The following is a 19,625-nucleotide window of genomic DNA, read 5'->3' on the forward strand; positions in this document are numbered from 1 at the left end:
GCGGCTGGACCGATATAGAACCCCGGGAAATCGCCGAAAACCTGCACCCTCACCCGGTGAACACGAGATGGAGCCCGGTCACCGTGCGGAAATGCACAGGTGCCCGGGCTCCGGTACCGCCGGTACTGCGGGTTCAGACAGTGACGGCGGTGGCGTCGGGAGATGTCAGGCCTTGACCGGCCCCGACCAGGTGGCGCCATTCTCCCAATAGCTCTGGATGTCCTCCAGCTTGCGGCCCTTCGTTTCTGGAGCGTAACGGAAGACCGTGACGAAGGCGATCCCGGCGAACACCCCGAAGATGGCGAACACCCCGGCACCGCCGACCGCCTCCAGTAGCGGCGGGAAGAGCTGTGCGACGATGGCGTTGGCGATGAGATCCGCCGTCAATACGAGGGAAGCACCGAGCGCCCGGTACCGGGTGGGGAACAGTTCCCCGGCGTACACCCAGACGATCGCGCCGAAGCCACCTGTGAAGCCCATGGTGAAGAGCACGATGCCGATGAATCCGAGGATCAGGAACGCCGTGGATGACTCGGAACCCATGCGGTAGACGAGGATCAGCAGAATGTCGGCGAGAATCATCGTGGCTATGCCGCTCAGCAGTACCTTCCGGCGCCCGAAGGAATCGATCACCACCATGGACACCAGGACTGCGGCGAGGCCGAAGGTCTGCACCACAGCGGGGAGGAGCAACTGCTGAGCGGTGCCGTGGAAGCCCATCTGCTCGAAGATCCGGGGCGCGTAGTAGATGGTCGCATTAATACCTGTGATCTGGATGAAGAAGCCGAGCGCGATGGCGAAGATCGTCGCACGGGAGATGGGACCGCGGAACATCTCACCGAGACGCTTGAGGTCGTTTCCGCCACGGTTCTGGTTGACGGACTGCGAGATGGACCGGAATTCCTCTTCGGCTTCCCGTTCGGAGTTGATGGACAACAGGGTGGCGCGTGCTTCCGCGAGACGTCCCTTCATTACTAGCCACTGTGGAGTCTCGTTGATCTTGAGCAGCGCGATGAACACGATAGCGGCGGGGATTGCCGCAGCGCCGAGCATCCAGCGCCAACTCTCGAAGAAGGACAGTCCCCAGCCGACGAGGTAGCCGCCTATGATACCGAGGACGGTAGTCACCTGGTAAGAGGTGAGGAGGCCACCACGGATCCTGTTGGGGGAGGATTCCGCGATGAACACCGGAACGACGGTGATGGACAGACCGATGGTCACGCCGAGCAGCGCGCGGAGGAATACCAGGATGCCGGCGGTCGGGGCGAAGGCACTGGCGACCGAGAAGATAACGTACCCACCGGCGACGATGAGCATGGTCTTCTTCCGTCCGATGGCGTTGGCCATCGGACCACCGGCGACCGCGCCGAAGATCTGACCGACGACAACGGCGGTGGCCATCGTGGCTTGTCCGGTGGTGTCGAGACCGAAGTCTTTCTCCAGGTACAGCAGCGCGGCCGCGATGTTCGAGATGTCGTAGCCGTAGGTGATTCCTAGGGCCGCTGCGGTAAGTGCGATGGCACGCCCGACCGGGGGAGCGGACTTGAGATCACTGATGAAGGACATGACTGACCTTTCAGAATGTCATGTGCGGTTCATGCCCGCAGGAAGAAGTGGGGGTGAAAAAGGAAAGTATGGTGACGGCGACGGAAGAGTCGCCGGGCGTCGTATCCATGCGGAGCGCGGCGTCAACGAACTCATCCGTCCACCGTCGTCCGGTGGGGCTGTCTTATGGAGGGATGGAACAGACCGGGATGTTAGGGGGAAAGTTCGGCGTCAGTTCCGGTGTTCTGGATTTTCTGTGGCCGGATCCTGCAACCGGAGGCGTCGAAGGCCCTCAGTGCCGCACCGCGGACCTGCGCGTCGACACCGAGCCGAGCTACTTCTATATGGGTCGGCACGGGGACCACACCGAGGTATCTGGTCAGCGCTTTCCGGATCGGGGTGAGGAGTTTGTCTCCTCGTGCGACCATGCCACCGCTGATCACGACGGGGATGGGTCCGAGGGTCGCGACAACTGGTGCGAGGAATCGGCCGAGTGTCTCGCAGGCGGTGTCGGCTATCTCGGTGGCTTTTTCATCGCCCCGGTCCACCAGCTCGAAGACCTCACGGGAGCCGGCACCTTCCGGTACGAGTCCGAGACTCGCTCCCCGGCGTCCGATACCGGCTGCCGAGCAGACCTGTTCGAGAGGCATCAGCGCACCGTCGTAACCGGGAACGAGGATCTGTCCGATCTCACCCGCCCACTGCCAGGTGGTCATCGGTTGGTGTCCGTTGATGACGACGGCGGAGATCCCGGTACCGATTGCGAGGAAGAAGAAATCGGGGTAAGCGACACCCCACCGGGATTCGGCGAGTGCTCCGCTGCGGACGTCGTGTCCGAGTGCCACGGGACGGCGTAGGGAATCTTCGAGCATCGCGGCGATCGGTTCATTGCGCCATCCGAGGTTCGCTGAGAAGACCGATATACCGCGCACCTCGTCGATAATGCCGGGAATGTTGACGCCGATGGTGTCGACGGTGTTGATGCCCTTCGACCGCGCCCACCGGGTGAGCTCGGTGGTGACCTTCACGGTTGTGTCCGCGAGGGCGCGCGGGTCGGTGGGAGTGGGAATGGTGAGCTGATGATGCGTGTTCCCCGTCTGGTCGACAACGGCGGCTTTGATCGCGGTGCCTCCGACGTCTATTCCCAGTGCCCATGGTGTTGTGGTGACCTGGTGACGAGTATTCCCTGACATTGTGGCTTCCTGGGGTCGCGTTGGTTGTGTTTGGACCCGCTATGTCTCTGGCGATCCCGTCACATCCAGGGGCGCCTGCCGAGTACTTCCGTCCGACATATGGGCCTGATGTCAGAGTATTACCAACCGTTGTCCCGGAATAGGGGGATATGTGGAGAACGTCCCCATACCGGGGGGTGTAGGGGAGCCCCAACAGGACGTTCCTCAGATATGCAGTAATGATGGGTCTAACATTTTATTAGTGGAAGGCCACGTTCCGGATGGTGAGAATCATTACTGGTCACGGCGGACGAGAAAATGGCTCAGGTGTCCTGAGCTGCTCTGTCGTGCAGGCCGTCAGACGATGAGTGTCAGCGAGTCCGATCCGGTGATTTCGACAGACAATCCGGAATCCCGGGCAGCGGCTGCGAGTTCCGGCGCCCCGTCTGTCGGGCCGAAGTCGATCTCGGCGGTGGCGAGGACACGGGCAAGGATTCCCTTGTAGTGCTTGTTGAAATGGCTGACCACCTTTCGGGACCCGTCCTCCTGCACCGATTCCACCCGCACGGTGATGGCACCGGGTAGAGGACCGAGGGTGAGGTAGGCGCCGGAGCGCAGGTCCACGACCGGCCCCTTCGACGGCGCTGCTGCGCGCAGTGCTTCGGTGATCCTCTTTCCCCAGCGGGATTTCATCGTCGGTGACGTGGCCGCACCGGCATCCGGAATCTTTGAACCACCCGACAGCCGGTAGTGGGGGATATGGTCTGTGGCGCGGACCAGACCGAACAATGCCGAACCGATTGTGATCCGCGACAGTGCTTCGGCATCCAGGGAACCGGCGTCGAGAGCGTCGTAGAGTACGCCGGTGTACCTCCGGATCGCGGGCATCGTGGGTGACACCCAGAGTTCGCGGTTCGCGGTGATCTCACCGTCCAGCTTCGTGCTGATCTTCAGTGCCTCGCGCATCGCGACGTCATCGAGGGCAAGCAGTGCATCCGCGATTGACTTGCGAACGGGGTTGAGCTCAGGGAAGGACAGGGCGCCGAGGTCGAGTGGGGCACCGTCGCCACCGTTGGCTTTGGTTTCGGAAGGGGGCAGGACAATGAGCATGGTCACCACCCTAACCCGTGGGGGCGGGCGGGTATATTGGCGCTCATGATCACACGCATGTCCACCCTATTCCTGCGCACTCTGCGCGACGACCCGGCTGAGGCTGAGGTCCCCAGCCACAAGCTCCTGGTTCGCGCCGGGTACATTCGCCGTGCGGCACCCGGTGTGTACTCCTGGCTTCCGCTCGGCCTGCGCACGCTGCGGAAGATCGAGAGCATCGTCCGCGAGGAGATGGAGGCCATCGGTGGGCAGGAGATCTGCCTGCCCACGTTGCTTCCCCGGGAACCCTATGAACAGACCGGTCGATGGACGGAGTACGGCGACAACCTCTTCCGACTCAAGGACCGCAAGGGAAGTGACTACCTGCTTGGCCCGACGCATGAGGAGATGTTTACCGGGCTAGTCAAGGACATGTATTCCTCTTACAAGGATTTCCCGGCGATCCTCTTCCAGATCCAGACGAAGTACCGAGACGAGGAGCGCCCGCGTGCGGGTATCCTGCGGGGCCGTGAGTTCACGATGAAGGATTCGTATTCCTTCGACATGGACGATGATGGGCTGGCCGCCGCTTACATGAAGCACCGACAGGCGTACATCAACTCCTTCGATCGTATGGGCATTGATTACGTCATCTGTGCCGCCACGTCCGGTGCGATGGGTGGATCAGCTTCGGAGGAGTTCCTCGCCGTCTGCGAGAACGGGGAGGACACCTTCGTCCGTGCGACGGAGGGAGACTATGCGGCGAATGCGGAGGCGGTCATCACGCCGCGGGCCGAGGAGAAGCCCATCGAGGGGCAGCCTGCGGCGTTGGAGTACGACAGCCCCGAATGCGAGACGATCAACAAACTGGTGGAGTGGGCCAATCGTGCGGGAATCAGAATCGATGAGCGGGAGGTCACTGCCGCGGACACGTTGAAGTGCCTTGTGGTGAAGATCACCCGCCCTGGCGAGGAGCCGGAACTGACCGGCATTCTCGTCCCGGGTGACCGGGAGGTCGACATGAAGCGTCTGGAGGCTTCAGTGGAACCCTCCGCCGTCGAGCTCGTCTCTGACAAGGACTTCGCCACCACCCCGTTCCTCGTCAAGGGGTACATCGGTCCCCGAGGACTGGCCGCCAACGGCGTGCCGGTCCTCGCTGATCCCCGGGTGGTCCCCGGTACGTCCTGGATCACGGGTGCGGATGCTGAGGGACGCCACGTGGTCAACTGTGTTGCCGGTCGGGATTTCACCCCGGATGGCTACATCGAGGCCGCTGAGATCCGGGAAGGAGACCCGGCGCCGGACAACCAGGGCGCGTTGCGTCTCGCCCGGGGCATCGAGATCGGCCACATCTTCCAGCTCGGGCGCAAATACTCCGAAGCGCTGGAACTGCAGATCCTCGATGAGAACGGCAAGCGGTCCGTCCCCACCATGGGATCCTACGGAATCGGTGTCTCGCGATTGGTCGCGGTCATCGCCGAACAGCGTTATGACGAGAAGGGGCTGAACTGGCCTGTGTCGGTCGCGCCATTCCAGGTCCACGTTGTGGTGGCGAACAAGAACGTTGACGCGACCGAAGCCGCGGAGACGCTAGTGGGAGAACTGTCCGACTCGGGCCTCGAGGTGCTTTTCGACGATCGACCCAAGGTCAGTCCCGGCGTGAAGTTCAAGGATTCCGAACTGTTGGGTATGCCCTTCGTTGTTGTTCTGGGGCGTAGTTTCGCGGATGGAATCGTGGAACTCCGTATCCGTGAGTCCGGTGAGGTACGTGAGGTTCCGGTGTCCGATGTTCTTAACGAGGTACGGTCCCTTGTCTGACAACTAGGTGTGTTGAGTTTCGGGCAAAGAAAAATCGGCGGCAGGGAACACCCTTCGCCGATTTTCCTGTCTGACACGCCGCGTTTGGTGTTGAATTGGAGGTGCCGCACACGGCGGCTGTTCCACCGGTATCCAACCGATGGTCACGACCCCGAGGAGAAAGGACGGCCCCCGCTATGGAGGTCATCATCCAGCCTGATGCCGAGTCTGTCGCGCGAGTCGCGGCGGACGTCTTTACCGACTACGCCCGCCGTGATTCCGCCAACCTGGGGCTAGCAACCGGATCCACCCCTCTGGCGATGTACGAGGAGCTCATCCGAAGGCACCGGGATGTAGGCCTGAGCTTCGCTCACTGCCGTGCTTTCCTCCTCGATGAGTATGTCGGATTGCCCCGTACCCACGAGCAGAGCTACTACCGTTTCATCCGCGATAATTTTACTTCCCACATCGACATTCCGGATGCGGAGGTACACAGCCCTGATGGTCTCGCGGATGATCCCACAGCCGCAGGAGTAGCCTACGACTCGGCGATTGCGGAGGCCGGGGGAGTGGACGTTCAGTTGTTGGGTATCGGTACCGATGGACATATCGGGTTCAACGAGCCGGGTTCTTCACTGCGCTCACGGACAAGGCTGAAGACACTCCACCCGCAGACCATCTCGGATAATGCCCGGTTCTTCGACGATGACGAGGATCAGGTTCCCCACCATGTCCTCACCCAGGGGTTGGGTACGATCAGTGACGCAGGCCATCTTCTCCTCCTTGCGACCGGTGCGGGGAAAGCGGATGCCGTCGCGGCGACGGTCGAGGGGCCGGTTTCGGCACTGTGTCCGGCGTCGATCCTGCAGTTCCATCCACACGCCACCGTCATCGTCGATGAGGCAGCCGCGAGTGGGCTGATCAATGCTGACTACTACCGCTACGCCTTCGACAACAAGCCGGAATGGCAGCGGATCTGACCCCGGAAAATTGGTCAGGACTGGGCATGCGTCAGGTCGAACAATCCTTCGGCAGCCGGATTAGTGCCCGCTGCGGCCAATAACGGCAGTGACCGTAACACCGTGGTTGAACCAGCCAGTACACACCAGGTCCGCCACACCGGCTGTTCGGCGGACGCTGCTGCAGCCTGCCACATACGGGCCGAATCAACCTCGATACGCACAGCGGTCTTGAGCGCCGAATCCGCATCGGCCGGGGTCACAAGGTTTGTCCCGGGGCGGTAACCGGCGGCAGGGCTGGGTAGCTCATCGTCAGGTACATCGGCGACTAGTCGGCGCAACTGTGCCGCCGATGACCGATGTCTTTCGACGGCTTCACTGATGAGTGTGGCCGCCTCTGGGGTGGCCCATGCCTGTGCCACAGAAAGTCCGAAGATAGCCCCATATTCCCATTCCAACGCCATTCGGAGGGCATCCATATCGACGGACCCCGTACGAAATTGTGCGCCGACGAGATCCGGAGCACTGGACGGATCTGCGGATGAATCGGTGATGACGGCGAGCTCCGCGTGCATGCGGGCCACCGGAAGAACCGATTCCTTCGGGAGAGCCGCGAGTTCGGTGATGGTGAGTGCACGGGACTCCGAGAGGACGGAATCACCGTCACCGGGTCGACTGGAGATCCGATCCTGCTGTTCCGGCACGGTGCAGGAAGCAGGAACCCTCCCGTCTTCGAGGAAACCACAGAGTCTGCGTATCTCTGCGTCGAGGGCGGCAGCGTGCCGTGCCCGCACCGCCGCAGCCGAAGGATCTTTGTCGTTCAAATACGTGGCGTCGGCATGCGCGGATGCTGACAATCCCGTCAGGACAGGATCAGGTTCCGGAGTCGGAATGGCCTGGCAGGCGGTCAGTCCTCCGGTCAGTAACAGAGCGGATAGAGGCGCTGAGACGCGGAGGAGGAAGGGGTGGTGTTTCACGGCGGTTCAGTGTACTCCGGAGCATGGGGACGCACGGTAGGGTTGAGGCCATGGCATTCCCGACTGAACAAACCCTGATCGAGCTTGTTGCGCCGATAGCTGAGGGGAGGGCCCTGGACGTCGAGAAGCTCCGGATCAACCGAGCTGGTTCGAAGTCTTCCGTCGCTGTTTCTCTCGACGGCGACGAACGGCCCGATCTCGACCTGCTGGAGGAAATTTCCCGGGAGATCTCTGAGGTATTCGACACTGCGGAGGAACGAGGGGAGATTGAATTCGGGGGGCAGGGATACACCTTGGAGGTGGGGACGCCGGGGGTCGGTCATCCTCTCACACGTCCACGGCACTGGCGGCGGAATCGAGGCAGGCTCGTGGCACTGATCCGCGACGGTCGGAAGGAACTCGGCAGGATCGGTGCTCTGGATGATGAAGAAAGCTCTGTCATTTTTCTGCGTCGGTCTGAGCGAGGGGGCAAGGGCATCATTATCGACACCCTCCAACTCGCTGAGCTTGGAACAGGGGCCTCGGCAGTGGTAGAAATTGAGTTCTCACAACCGCCGGTCGCCGAAGCCGAACTGGTGGATCTCAGTTACGAAGACGCGCTGTCCAAGCGAGAGGAAGACAAGTGAATATTGATGTCGCAGCATTGAAGAGCATTGAGAAGGAACGCGGGATTAGCGTTAACGACATGCTCACGACGATCGGCAGGGCTCTTCTGCAGGCCTACCACACTCACACCGGGGGTAATTCCGACGGGACATCCCGTGCCCGCATCGATATCGACGCGGAGACGGGTTCCGTAGCGGTCATCGTGACCGAATTCGATGAGGAGGGGCAGGTCACCTCGGAATTCGATGACACTCCGTCGAACTTCGCCCGGGTGTCGGCGAGTGTTGTCCGCGACGCCATCATCCGCCGTATGAGAGACGCGGAGAACGAGCGTGCATTCGGCGAATATGCCGAGTTCGAAGGAAAGGTCATCAGCGGTATTGTGCAGGCTGATGCCCGTGCGAACGAGCGGGGCATTGTTGTCGTCCGGCTCGGTACTGAGATGGATGGTCAAGACGGTGTCCTTCTTCCGGCCGAACAGATTCCCGGGGAGAAACTGAAGCACGGGGATCGTGTGAAGTGCTATATCGTCGGTGTTGCAAAGGGCCAGCGGAATGTGCAGATCAGTCTGTCCCGCACCCACCCCGAGCTGGTTCGACGTCTGTTCGAACTTGAGGTTCCGGAGGTTGCCGACGGCTCGGTTGAGATCACTGGCATCGCCAGGGAAGCCGGTCATCGTTCAAAGGTTGCGGTCCAGGCGGCCGTCAAGGGCCTCAATGCGAAGGGGGCGTGTATTGGTCCGCGTGGTCAACGTGTCTCTAACGTGATGAAGGAACTTCACGGTGAAAAGCTCGACATCATCGACCATTCCGATGATCCTGCGACCTTTGTTGGAAATGCCCTCGCCCCATCGAAGGTTGTGCGAGTTGAGATCATAGATCCGGAGATGCAGGTGGCGCGGGTCACCGTTCCGGATTATCAACTCTCGCTCGCCATCGGAAAGGAAGGCCAGAATGCCCGTCTGGCTGCCAGACTCACGGGTTGGAAGATCGACATTCATTCGGATGCGGACCCCGTCGAACGCTGACCCTGGAATCCTGTGATTCAGGATCACGGAACTACTCCGGTGTAATTCAGTCCTAGGGATTTTTCCTTGAACGGCCCCTGACCTCTCGACGACGTGCAGGGGCGGGTTCCCTTTTGATGTGCTTTTCGCGTAGGCTTGTTAAAGGCCCGTGCCGATGACCATGTATGACCACTAAAATTTCCGCTCCTCATGGAGTTGGGGATGGTTGTGGAAATATCCGGATAATCCGGAGGTCATCACCGGAAGATCATCATTTGACGGACGCGCGAGTCGACATCAATCAGGTGTCGTGACAGGGATGCATCCCCATGGGGTGGGTCGTGTCCGGCACAATGATGTCGCCGGTTCCATCCCGGTGACAATGACTGTAATGAGGAGATGAATGCGGAATACCGGAACCAGTGTCCAGGCACCGACCGGGATCCGTATACGCACCTGTATCGCGACCCGTGAACGTAAGTCGGACTCGCATCTGTTGCGAGTAGTCGTCGACACCTCATGCTCTGGTCATCTCGTCCCAGATCCGGTGCGCCGGAAGCCGGGACGTGGTGCCTGGCTCACACCTAGTCTTGAGGCACTGGAGCTGGCAGAAAAAAGGCGCGCATTCAACCGTGCGCTGCGGGTGTCCACCCCCGTGGACACCGAGGCGGTACGAACCTGGATACAGGAGCATACCGCCGAACCACCTACCCAGGAAAGACACGAACACTGATGAGCACACGATGAAGCATCAGCGATGAACGTCACACGCTACATCTTCAGGCGCTCGGAGAATCCGTCAGCCTGCTGATCTGAAGAACGCGCAGTCCGCCGGCCTTCGATCCGCCTGGAGCTAAACCTACAAGGAGAGAAGTGCCCGGAAAGCTACGTGTACATGAGCTCGCTAAGAAGCTCGGTATTACAAGCAAGGAACTGCTTGCCACGCTCAAAGAGCAGGGCGAGTTCGTCAAAACAGCATCATCGACGGTGGAATCACCGGTCGTGAAGAAGATGCAGTCCTATTACGCCGACAAGGGTGTCGGCGTCGAGGGCGGTTCCGGTGAGAAGCCCGCCGCCGAGAAGAAGCCCTCCACCGGCATCAAACCGGGAGCCAGACCGGGGGCCGCTCCGAAGCCCGGTGCCGCGAAACCCGCAGCCCCGGTGCCTTCGGCGACGAAGCCCGCACCGGTAAAGCCGACCGCTGAGAAGCCGGATACGAAGCCCGTGCCCACTCCGGCTGAGGCTGTCGCGAAAACCCGGGACCAGGCACCGGAACAAAAGAAGCCCGCTGCTCCGACCCCGGCTGAAGCGGCTCCCAGCGCAAAGTCAAACCCCGCTTCCGTGGCTCAGAAGAACGAAGCGGAGAAACCGGCTTCCGAGGGTCGTGCTCCGATGCCTCGTCCGATGGCCAAGCCTGGCCCGAAGCCGGGTGCCCGTGCACCGCGGGTAGCCAACAATCCGTTCTCCACGGGTACTGAGCGAACCCAGCCTCGTCCCGGTGCGGCCGGCCCCCGTCCCGGTGGCGGACCCCGTCCCGGTGGTCCCCGTCCCGGTGGTGCACAGGGCAGTCGTCCCGGTGCGGCCGGCCCCCGTCCCGGTGGCGGACCCCGTCCCGGTGGTCCCCGTCCCGGTGGTGCACAGGGCGGTCGTCCCAGTGGTCGCCCCGGAACAGGTGCTTCTCCGGAACGTCAGGGTGGTGGACGTCGTCCTACTCCCGCGATGATGCCTGAACGCCCCAGTCCCGGTGCCATGCCGCAGAAGTCCGCTGGCGGCGGTCGTTCCGGTGGCCCCGGCGGTCGTTCCGGTGGCCCCGGCGGTCCCGGCGGTTTCAACCGCGGTGGCGGTGGACGTGGTGGACGTCGAGGAGGTACCGCAGGTGCTTTCGGGCGTCCGGGCGGTGCTCCACGCCGTGGACGCAAGTCGAAGCGGCAGAAGCGCAACGAGTACGAGGCGATGCAGGCACCGAACGTCGTCAGCGGTGTTCGCCTGCCTGACGGTCGTGGTGCCAGCCTGCGCCTCGCCCGGGGTGCCTCGCTTTCCGACTTCGCGGACAAGATCGACACTGATGCGTCGAGCCTGGTCCAGGTTCTGTTCAACCTTGGTGAAATGGTCACCGCGACCCAGTCCGTTTCGGACGAGATCCTGGTGCTCCTCGGTGAGGAAATGAACTTCAAGATTGAGGTTGTCTCCCCCGAAGACGAAGATCGCGAACTCCTCGAGTCCTTCGACCTGCAGTTCGGTGAGGACGAGGGCGGCGAGGGAGAACTCTCGAAGCGTCCTCCGGTGGTCACCGTCATGGGCCATGTCGATCACGGTAAGACCCGACTGCTCGACACTATCCGTAAGACGAATGTCGGCGGTGACGAGGCCGGTGGAATCACACAGGGTATCGGTGCCTACCAGGTGACGGTTACGCTCGATGAGCAGCCCCGTACTTTGACGCTCCTGGACACCCCCGGTCACGAGGCATTCACCGCCATGCGTGCCCGTGGTGCGAAGGCGACAGACATCGCGATCCTCGTTGTCGCCGCAGATGACGGTGTCATGCCCCAGACTGTTGAGGCGATCAACCACGCCAAGGCCGCTGATGTCCCCGTCGTCGTCGCAGTGAACAAGATCGACAAGGAAGGAGCCTCCCCGGAGAAGATCCGCGGTCAGCTTACCGAATACGGTCTCGTTCCCGAGGAGTACGGCGGCGATACCCAGTTCGTCGACATCTCGGCTAAGCAGGGCACGAACATCGAGGCACTCCTCGAAGCCGTGCTGCTGACCGCCGATGCCGAGCTCGAACTCGTCGCAAACCCCGACATGGACGCCCAGGGCGTCGCCATCGAAGCACACCTCGACCGTGGCCGTGGTCCAGTCGCTACCGTCATCGTTCATCGCGGTACTCTTCGCGTCGGTGACTCCATCGTCGCCGGTGGTGCTCACGGTCGTGTCCGTCGAATGGTTGACGAGTACGGTAATGACGTCGAGGAAGCCGGACCGTCGCGTCCGGTCCAGGTACAGGGACTCAACGCTGTCTGTGGTGCCGGTGATAACCTCCTTGTAGTAGAGGATGACCGAATCGCACGCCAGATCGCCGACAAGCGCGCTGCCCGCAAACGCAATGCGCTTGCCGCACGGAGTCGTAAGCGCGTCTCCCTCGAGGATCTGGATGCGGTGCTCAAGGAGACCTCGACACTCAACCTCATCCTCAAGGGCGATAACGCAGGCTCCGTCGAGGCGCTGGAGGAGGCCCTGCTCAAGATCGAGGTCGACGACGAGGTTCAGCTCAACATCATTGACCGCGGTGTCGGTGCGATCACGCAGACGAACGTCTCGCTGGCCGCGGCCTCTGATGCAGTGATCATCGGCTTCAACGTCCGCGCTGAAGGCAAGGCCACCGAAGAGGCCAACACCGAAGGCGTCGAAATCCGCTACTACTCGGTCATCTACCGGGTCATCGAGGAGATCGAGCAGGCCCTCAAGGGCATGCTGAAGCCCGTCTACGAGGAGCGAGAGATCGGCCGCGCCGAGATCCGAGCGCTCTTCAAGGCATCCGCAGTCGGCCTCATCGCAGGCTGCATGGTCGAATCTGGCAAGGTTCGCCGGAATGCGGCCGTCCGACTCATCCGCGACGGTAACGTCATTGTGGAGAAGGCCACGATCGTCTCTCTCCGCCGCGAGAAGGACGACGCCACCGAAGTGTCCGCAGGCTACGAGTGCGGTATGGTGCTGTCCTACCCGGACATCTCCGTCGGTGACATTGTCGAAGCCTACGAGCAGGTTGAGGTTCCCCGCGACTAGGTTAAACTCGGCAGAAAAACCGCCCTGCCCCGGATTCACGGGGGAGAGGCGGTTCTTCTGTGTCTTCTGACCCCGGTGATCGCGTACTGCGAGAGCGGAGGGGTAACTCAGCGGAGATTATGACACAGGTGAAGAAGGCTATCACTGTGGCTCAGTGATGGGGATCCCGGATTCTGGGTTCATCCTCCGGAGAATCATCGCGGGGCAGCGACGGGGCCGTGGAGACGCCGGGTAGGATCAGGGACCGTAACGGCCGTCGCGTCAACCGATCCGCGACGGTGGATGAGGAAATGCGGCGCATCCTGTACCGCTGAACTGTGAGGAGTCTCGACCATGGTTGACCACGCCCGCGCCGCCAGAATGGCCAAGCGCATCCAGATGATCGTCGCGACTGCGATCGAGAATGAGATCAACAACCCCCGTCTGGAACTGATCACCATCACGGACTGTAAGGTCACGGGAGATCTCCACGACGCAACCATTTACTACACCGTCCGGGGCGAGACCGTCGATGAGCAACCTGACGTTCCTGCCGCTGCGGAGGCACTCAAACGATATCGCGGGCAGCTCCGCAAGATCGTCGGTGACGACCTCGGAGTGCGTTTCACTCCCACATTGGCGTTCTCCCACGATACGGTGCCGCAGGCTGCGGATCACATGGAACAGCTTCTCGCCAAGGCCAGGGCGCGTGACGAGGAACTGGCAAAGCTCCGCGAGAACGCCAAGCCCGTGGGCGACGAGAATCCGTACCGCATCGAGGAGAACTGACACTGTGGCGGACTGGGATTTCACCGCCGCTGAGGAACTGATTGATCCTACCGCCGTCGGGAGGGCCGTCGTTGTCGGACACATCCGGCCTGACGCCGATGCGATCGGTAGCGTATGTGCGACCGTCGCTATGCTCCGGCGACGGGGCATCGACGCGACTGGTGTCATCGGACAGCAGGATCCCGTCGCGGTGAACCTCCGCACGATCCCGGGTTGCGGCGACATTCAACTGGTAGATCGCCTCCCGGACGCGGATCTCGTGGTCACTGTCGACTGCGGAGACCTCGGGCGTACCGGAAGCTGTGCGGCAGGCATCAGCGGACACGACCGTGTCCTTGTCATCGACCATCACTCGTCGAACACCGGATTCGGCACCGTCGATGTCATCGAACCCGACGCTGAATCAACCACAGCCATCCTGTACCGCTGGTTCACGGTCGCCGGTCATGACATTGACAGGGACATGGCCCACGCCCTCTACGCGGGACTGGTCACCGACACCGGTAGTTTCCGTTGGGGTGGCCCCGGAATGCACCTGATGGCGGCGAGACTGATGGAATGCGGCATTGACACGCGTGCCATCGCGGTGGATCTCATGGACGCGACGACACCGGATGATCTGAGGATCATCGGCAGAGTCCTCACCGGAGTGGAAACCCACCCTGACGGCCCTGGGATGACCGTTCTCACCGCAGATCATTCAACGATCACGGAGACGAATCCGGCGACTATCGAATCACTCACTGACTTCGTCCGTGCCACAGGGCAGGGAATCGGGGTCCTCCTCAAGGAAAACCACCCCGGAATCTGGTCTATCTCGCTACGTTCCACCAACTACAACGTCGCTGCGGTAGCTGGTGTCCTCGGTGGAGGCGGACATCTTCTCGCGGCAGGGGCCACTGTGCCGGGAAGCCGGGCCACGGTTCTCAACGCTGTCCGCCGCGCTGTCGACGAACATGCGGTTGCGCTGTGAACATCAGCGAACAATCGGATGCGACAGCACGGAAGTTGGAGAAGGTCAGCCTCCGGGAGATCCTCGCACTGGCACTTCCTGCACTGGGGGTTCTCGCCGCAACCCCGCTCTACCTGCTTCTGGACACGGCGGTTGTCGGGCGTCTCGGGCAGCACGAACTCGCCGCGCTCGGCGCCGCCACCACAATTCAGGCGACGGTCACCACGCAGTTGACCTTTCTCAGCTACGGAACAACAGCACGGTCAGCGCGGCTCTACGGTGCAGGGAAGGAACGCGATGCGGTCGGAGAAGGAATTCACGCGACATGGGTCGCGCTCACCGTCGGTTTCCTGATCGCTGTGGTGATTCTCACCGCCGCCCCCAGATTGACGCTGTGGTTGGCCGGTGACACTGTTGTCGCAGCGGAGGCTACCACCTGGTTGCGTGTCGCAGGCTTGGGTATCCCGCTGATTCTGGTGACGATGGCCGGAAACGGTTGGCTTCGGGGGATCCAGAACACTCGTCTGCCGTTGTGGTTCACTCTCGCCGGGGTGATCCCATCCGCTGCTCTGGTCCCCTACCTGGTCGGGCATTTCGGGATCGTCGGCTCCGCGTGGGCGAACCTCACGGGTGAATCGATCACTGCCATTCTCTTCCTGGTCTGCCTGGCGAGGATGCATGAGGGCGACTGGCGCCCCAACCTGAGGATTATGCGAAAACAGTTGGTTATGGGGCGGGATCTCATCGCCCGGTCACTGTCCTTCCAGATCGCGATGATCTCAGCGGCAGCGGTGTCTGCTCGATTCGGTGCCGCTTCCCTCGCTGCACACCAGGTGATGCTGCAACTCTGGAACTTCCTTTCACTCGTGCTCGATTCCCTTGCCATCGCTGCGCAGGCCATGACCGGGGCAGCACTCGGTGCAGGCACCGCGCAGCTCGCCCGAAGCGTCGGTACCCGCGTGACCGCGTACTCCTGTGGACTGGCTGTCGTCCTCGCCGTGGTGTTCGCGTTCGGGCATGTATTCATCCCGGGTCTGTTCACCTCCGATACGGAGACTCTCGCCGCCATGTCCGGCCCCTGGTGGTTGTTGATCGTGATGATCATCGCGGGGGGAGTGGTGTTCGCCCTCGACGGTGTTCTCCTGGGGGCCGGGGATGTCGCTTATCTGCGGAATGCGACGATCACATCTGTTCTCATCGGATTCGTCCCCGGGGTATGGCTCGCCCTGCTCACAGATTCCGGGTTGACTGGTGTCTGGTGTGGGCTGAGTGCCTTCATGTTCCTCCGCCTCGGCTTTGTGATCTGGCGCTTCCGTTCGATGCGCTGGGCCGGTGCGGGCAGTACCACCGATCTAGGAGAAAAGGACGGTGGTGTCGGCAGTGGTGCGGCATAATGAACCGCATGTCCATGTCCTCCAGCTCGAGCGGTGCCGCCGGTTCTCCGGGAGCGGTCACGCAGACCCTGTGGGCGGTCGCTGACCTGCACGGTGCGGTGAAGGACAATACTGAGATGATCGATTCGATCCAGCCGCGCGATCCATCGGACTGGCTGATCGTGGCAGGGGATGTGGCGGAACGCACCGAGCTGGTGTTGCAGATTCTCAACCGGCTCCGTAAACGTTTCGCCTGCGTGATCTGGGTGCCGGGTAATCATGAGCTGTTCTGCCGCTCGACGGACCGGCACCAGGGTCGGGCTAAGTATGATGAGCTCGTCGTCGGCTGTCGGAAGATCGACGTGCTCACTCCTGAAGATCCCTACCCGGTATTCGACGGGGTGACTGTCGTTCCCCTGTTCACCCTCTACGATTACTCGTTCAGGAAGACGGGGTACACGGTGGACCAGGCCGTCCAGGCCGCGCACGACCGGCAGGTGGTGATGACGGACCAGTTCGCCATCGCGCCGTTCGTCGACATCCGTGCCTGGTGCTGGGATCGGCTCGCGTACTCGATCAAACGTCTTAGTAAGGTCAGTGGACCGACCATTCTGGTCAACCACTGGCCGTTGGTCATCGAGCCGGTGAAAAAGATCGCGTTCCCGGAACTCTCGCTCTGGTGTGGGACGCGGCACACACGGTCCTGGGCGAGGCGTTACGGGGCTAGGGCAGTTGTCTACGGCCACTTGCACACTCCCGGAACGACGGTGGTTGACGGTATCCCGCACATCGAGGTGTCCCTCGGGTACCCGAGGGAATGGAACCGGCATCTCCGGGGGGAGTGGACCTGGCCATACCCGGTGATGGAGGTGCGGAATGCTTGACCGGGAACTGTTTCCGGACTCCGCCAGGTTCTGCTGGGTGAAGACCGAGATCGGGGCCAATGATCTTACGAACTACAACGGACTGCATCCACTGGAGAAAGCACTGGTGTCGCATGCCCTCGATGTGCGGAAAGCCGAGTTTGGGGATGCCCGTTGGTGTGCGCATCGGGCGTTGGAGCAGCTCGGTATTGATACGGGAATGCCCATTCTCCGTGGCGAGCGGGGTATGCCTCTGCTGCCACCGACGGTGTCCGGGTCGCTCACCCACACGGTGGGGTTCCGCGCCGCGGTGATTGCGCCGTCGTTGCTGGTGCGGTCGATGGGCCTCGATGCTGAACCCATCGCCGCACTGCCGGAGGGGGTGCTGGAATCGATCGCGCGGGACGGTGAACTTCCGCAGTTGAAGAAACTCACGGATGAGGGGGTGCAGAGTGCCGACCTGTTGCTTTTCTGTGCGAAGGAGGCAACCTACAAGGCGTGGTTCCCTCTGACCCGCCGGTGGCTCGGCTTCGATCAAGCCGAGATCGACCTTCGTCGCGACGGTACATTCGTGTCTTATCTGCTGGTTCGCCCCACACCCGTACCATTCATATCCGGGAGGTGGGCGATGCGGGACGGGTACGTCATCGCGACAACAGCGGTCACATAGAGATGGCGTTCACAGTGTCGACGGGCGGGCGACGAACACTGTTGCCAGACGTTTGCGCCCCTCCTTCACCAGGGCGATTGCACGTCCGTCAGGTGTCACCGCCGCGTGTACGCCCTTCACACCACGGGGTTCCAGCCACTTTCCCATCGCAAGTGCGGAGCCGTCCTCCTGTGTGACCTCTAGGACGGGGAAGGCCGCGATCAGTGCCTCGTCGAGGCTTAACGACAAGCGGGGGGTTTCCATGATCTCTGTCAGTGGGCGTGCCGCGGAAATGCTGAATGGGCCTACTGATGTCCTGCGGAGTGAGGTGAGGTGCCCACCGACGCCGAGTATCTCGCCGAGATCGCGGGCAAGGGAACGGATGTAGGTTCCGGAGGAGCACAGAACATCCACATCCAGATCCAGGTGGTCGGTCGTTCGACGCTGAGCGGAGACATCGAGACGGTGAACCGTTACCGGGCGGGCCGGAATATCGACGGATTCACCTGCACGGACACGCTCGTGTGCCCTCTTTCCGTTGATCTTGATTGCGCTCACCGAGCTCGGTTTCTGCATGATCTCGCCGCGTAACCCATCCAGTGCGGTGGTGATCGTGGCGTCATCAAGCGTGGACACAGCTCCATTCGGTGCCACGGTGAGCACCTCGCCCTCCGCATCATCGGTGGACGTCGAACTCCCTAACCGGATCGTCCCGGTGTAGGACTTCGTCTCGGCCACCAGGTGAGCCAAGAACCGGGTGCCCCGTTCGATGCCCACGACCAGAACCCCGGTGGCCATCGGATCCAGTGTTCCGGCATGCCCGACCTTCCTGGTCCCGAAAGCTCTGCGAAGACGCGCAATGACATCGTGCGAGGTCAACCCGGCGGGCTTATCGACGATGATGAGTCCGGATCTGGCGAGGGGATCAGTCATGCGGACAGTTTAGGCGATCGCGTAACCTGAACCGGTGGACATTTGGCATGGACTGCAGCAGATACCCGCTGACCTCGATGGCTCGGTGGTCACCATCGGTGTTTTCGACGGAGTACATCGTGGACACCGGAAACTGATCACCACTGCGATACATCGCTCCCACGAATACGGGGTGCCGACCGTCCTGATGACCTTCGACCCGCATCCGATGGCGGTTTTTGCTCCGGAGAAGCTCCCCCCGATGCTGGGTACCATGGAGTCTCGGGCGCATATCGCCAGCGAACTCGGCGTCGATCACATGCTTGTCGTGCCGTTTACCGCGGAAATGGCGAAGGAGAGTCCCGAGGAGTTTGTCCGGGGTGTACTTGTGGAGAGACTGAAAGCGACAGCCGTTGTCGTGGGAGAGAACTTCACTTTCGGGCACAGGGCCTCGGGGAACACAATCACCCTCCGTCAGCTCGGTGAGGTGTATGGAGTGCAGGTCGATGTACAGGAGCTGTTCACCGAGGACGGTGTCACGATATCGTCTTCGGTGATTCGTAGCCTGTTGCGCGACGGGAATGTGGCGCGCGCTAACTGGGCACTCGGGCGAGCGTTCCGACTCTCCGGTGAAGTGGTCCGGGGGGCCGGACGTGGGGGACGGGAACTCGGTTACCCGACGGCAAATCTCTACTTTCCCGATTCCGTCGCGGTCCCCGCTGATGGGGTCTACTGCGGCTGGTTCACCGTCATCAATGATTCAGGAAATGAACCGATCGACGGTGACATGGAACCCGGAGTCCGTTATGTGACGGCGATCTCGATAGGCACGAACCCGACCTTCGGTGACGAGCGTCGTAGCGTTGAGGCATTCGTCCTGGACCGCGATGCCGATCTTTACGGTCGGCACTGCCGGATCGAGTTCATTGAGAGGCTACGGGGCATGGAGAAGTTCAACGGTGTCGATGACCTACTGACCGCAATGGGCCGTGATGTCCTGCGCACACGCCAGATAATGGCAACTCGAGCCGAAAGCTAAGGGGATGGTGGGGCAACATGCTATAGTATCGTGAGGTTTGTGACTGCGGTCCACAGCAGTTGCTCCCCGTGGGTTCCCGACGCCTTTTCTTTCCCGCAGGCTCTGGTTAATGGCAAGAGGGAACACACG

General features: G+C 61.7%; 17 protein-coding genes. 12 read left to right on the top strand and 5 right to left on the bottom strand.

All coding sequences use genetic code 11. The features are described 5' to 3' along the window. Window positions 1–165: 165 nt before the first annotated feature. From QWU44_RS01585 to yaaA, 3 genes are all read right to left on the bottom strand, one after another. Window positions 166–1,566, bottom strand: coding sequence for a sugar porter family MFS transporter (locus tag QWU44_RS01585; RefSeq protein ID WP_370913953.1), 1,401 nt, complete (start codon window positions 1,564–1,566; stop codon window positions 166–168). A gap of 191 nt (window positions 1,567–1,757) precedes the next feature. Next, window positions 1,758–2,738: an ROK family protein gene (locus QWU44_RS01590; RefSeq protein ID WP_370913954.1), complete on the bottom strand. Its 981-nt coding sequence runs from the start codon at window positions 2,736–2,738 to the stop codon at window positions 1,758–1,760. A gap of 336 nt (window positions 2,739–3,074) precedes the next feature. Further along, the gene (yaaA, locus tag QWU44_RS01595) at window positions 3,075–3,827 is read right to left on the bottom strand and encodes a peroxide stress protein YaaA (RefSeq protein ID WP_370913955.1); all 753 of its coding nucleotides are present in this window, start codon (window positions 3,825–3,827) and stop codon (window positions 3,075–3,077) included. Window positions 3,828–3,872: 45 nt separating this feature from the next. Here yaaA and QWU44_RS01600 point away from each other — a divergent pair, with 45 nt between their 5' ends. Together QWU44_RS01600 and nagB are read left to right on the top strand one after the other, a co-directional pair. After that, on the top strand, window positions 3,873–5,624 hold the full coding sequence (locus tag QWU44_RS01600) for a proline--tRNA ligase (RefSeq protein WP_370913956.1): 1,752 nt from the start codon (window positions 3,873–3,875) through the stop codon (window positions 5,622–5,624). A 176-nt stretch (window positions 5,625–5,800) separates the two neighbouring features. After that, window positions 5,801–6,583 (top strand): glucosamine-6-phosphate deaminase, encoded by a 783-nt coding sequence (nagB, locus tag QWU44_RS01605; RefSeq protein ID WP_370913957.1) that lies wholly within the window; start codon window positions 5,801–5,803, stop codon window positions 6,581–6,583. A gap of 14 nt (window positions 6,584–6,597) precedes the next feature. On the opposite strand, the gene QWU44_RS01610 is transcribed toward nagB, so the two are convergent. Then, on the bottom strand, window positions 6,598–7,539 hold the full coding sequence (locus QWU44_RS01610; RefSeq protein ID WP_370913958.1) for a DUF4439 domain-containing protein: 942 nt from the start codon (window positions 7,537–7,539) through the stop codon (window positions 6,598–6,600). A gap of 50 nt (window positions 7,540–7,589) precedes the next feature. On the opposite strand from QWU44_RS01610, the gene rimP reads away from it, so the two are divergent. From rimP to QWU44_RS01655, 9 genes are all read left to right on the top strand, one after another. Then, window positions 7,590–8,165: a ribosome maturation factor RimP gene (gene rimP, locus QWU44_RS01615; protein WP_370913959.1), complete on the top strand. Its 576-nt coding sequence runs from the start codon at window positions 7,590–7,592 to the stop codon at window positions 8,163–8,165. Further along, a complete protein-coding gene (gene nusA, locus QWU44_RS01620; protein WP_370913960.1) occupies window positions 8,162–9,172 on the top strand; it encodes a transcription termination factor NusA in 1,011 nt (336 codons plus the stop codon). The genes rimP and nusA overlap by 4 nt, the downstream gene beginning before the upstream one ends. Before the next feature lie 382 nt (window positions 9,173–9,554). Further along, window positions 9,555–9,884 carry a YlxR family protein gene (locus tag QWU44_RS01625; RefSeq protein WP_370913961.1) on the top strand — a complete coding sequence of 110 codons (330 nt, stop codon included), beginning with the start codon at window positions 9,555–9,557 and terminating at the stop codon, window positions 9,882–9,884. Window positions 9,885–10,024: 140 nt separating this feature from the next. Then, window positions 10,025–12,940, top strand: a complete 2,916-nt coding sequence (infB, locus tag QWU44_RS01630; RefSeq protein ID WP_370913962.1) for a translation initiation factor IF-2 — start codon at window positions 10,025–10,027, stop codon at window positions 12,938–12,940. 333 nt (window positions 12,941–13,273) lie between these two features. Further along, complete coding sequence (rbfA, locus tag QWU44_RS01635; protein ID WP_370913963.1) at window positions 13,274–13,708, top strand: 30S ribosome-binding factor RbfA; 435 nt, start codon at window positions 13,274–13,276, stop codon at window positions 13,706–13,708. 4 nt (window positions 13,709–13,712) lie between these two features. Next, window positions 13,713–14,681: a bifunctional oligoribonuclease/PAP phosphatase NrnA gene (locus QWU44_RS01640; RefSeq protein ID WP_370913964.1), complete on the top strand. Its 969-nt coding sequence runs from the start codon at window positions 13,713–13,715 to the stop codon at window positions 14,679–14,681. A 2-nt stretch (window positions 14,682–14,683) separates the two neighbouring features. Continuing rightward, the gene (locus tag QWU44_RS01645) at window positions 14,684–16,054 is read left to right on the top strand and encodes an MATE family efflux transporter (protein ID WP_370914291.1); all 1,371 of its coding nucleotides are present in this window, start codon (window positions 14,684–14,686) and stop codon (window positions 16,052–16,054) included. A gap of 14 nt (window positions 16,055–16,068) precedes the next feature. Then, complete coding sequence (locus tag QWU44_RS01650; protein ID WP_370913965.1) at window positions 16,069–16,917, top strand: metallophosphoesterase; 849 nt, start codon at window positions 16,069–16,071, stop codon at window positions 16,915–16,917. Further along, on the top strand, window positions 16,910–17,566 hold the full coding sequence (locus tag QWU44_RS01655; protein ID WP_370913966.1) for a 4'-phosphopantetheinyl transferase: 657 nt from the start codon (window positions 16,910–16,912) through the stop codon (window positions 17,564–17,566). Before QWU44_RS01650 ends, QWU44_RS01655 begins: the two co-directional genes overlap by 8 nt. Before the next feature lie 9 nt (window positions 17,567–17,575). Here the strand turns inward: QWU44_RS01655 and truB are convergent, their stop codons facing one another. Next, a complete protein-coding gene (gene truB / locus QWU44_RS01660) occupies window positions 17,576–18,478 on the bottom strand; it encodes a tRNA pseudouridine(55) synthase TruB (protein WP_370913967.1) in 903 nt (300 codons plus the stop codon). 34 nt (window positions 18,479–18,512) lie between these two features. Between truB and QWU44_RS01665 the strand changes: the two genes are divergently transcribed. Then, the gene (locus tag QWU44_RS01665) at window positions 18,513–19,496 is read left to right on the top strand and encodes a bifunctional riboflavin kinase/FAD synthetase (protein ID WP_370913968.1); all 984 of its coding nucleotides are present in this window, start codon (window positions 18,513–18,515) and stop codon (window positions 19,494–19,496) included. Window positions 19,497–19,625 lie beyond the last annotated feature (129 nt).

It is taken from the genome of Corynebacterium sp. CCM 9203 (genome assembly GCF_041357675.1).
Taxonomy (GTDB): domain Bacteria; phylum Actinomycetota; class Actinomycetes; order Mycobacteriales; family Mycobacteriaceae; genus Corynebacterium.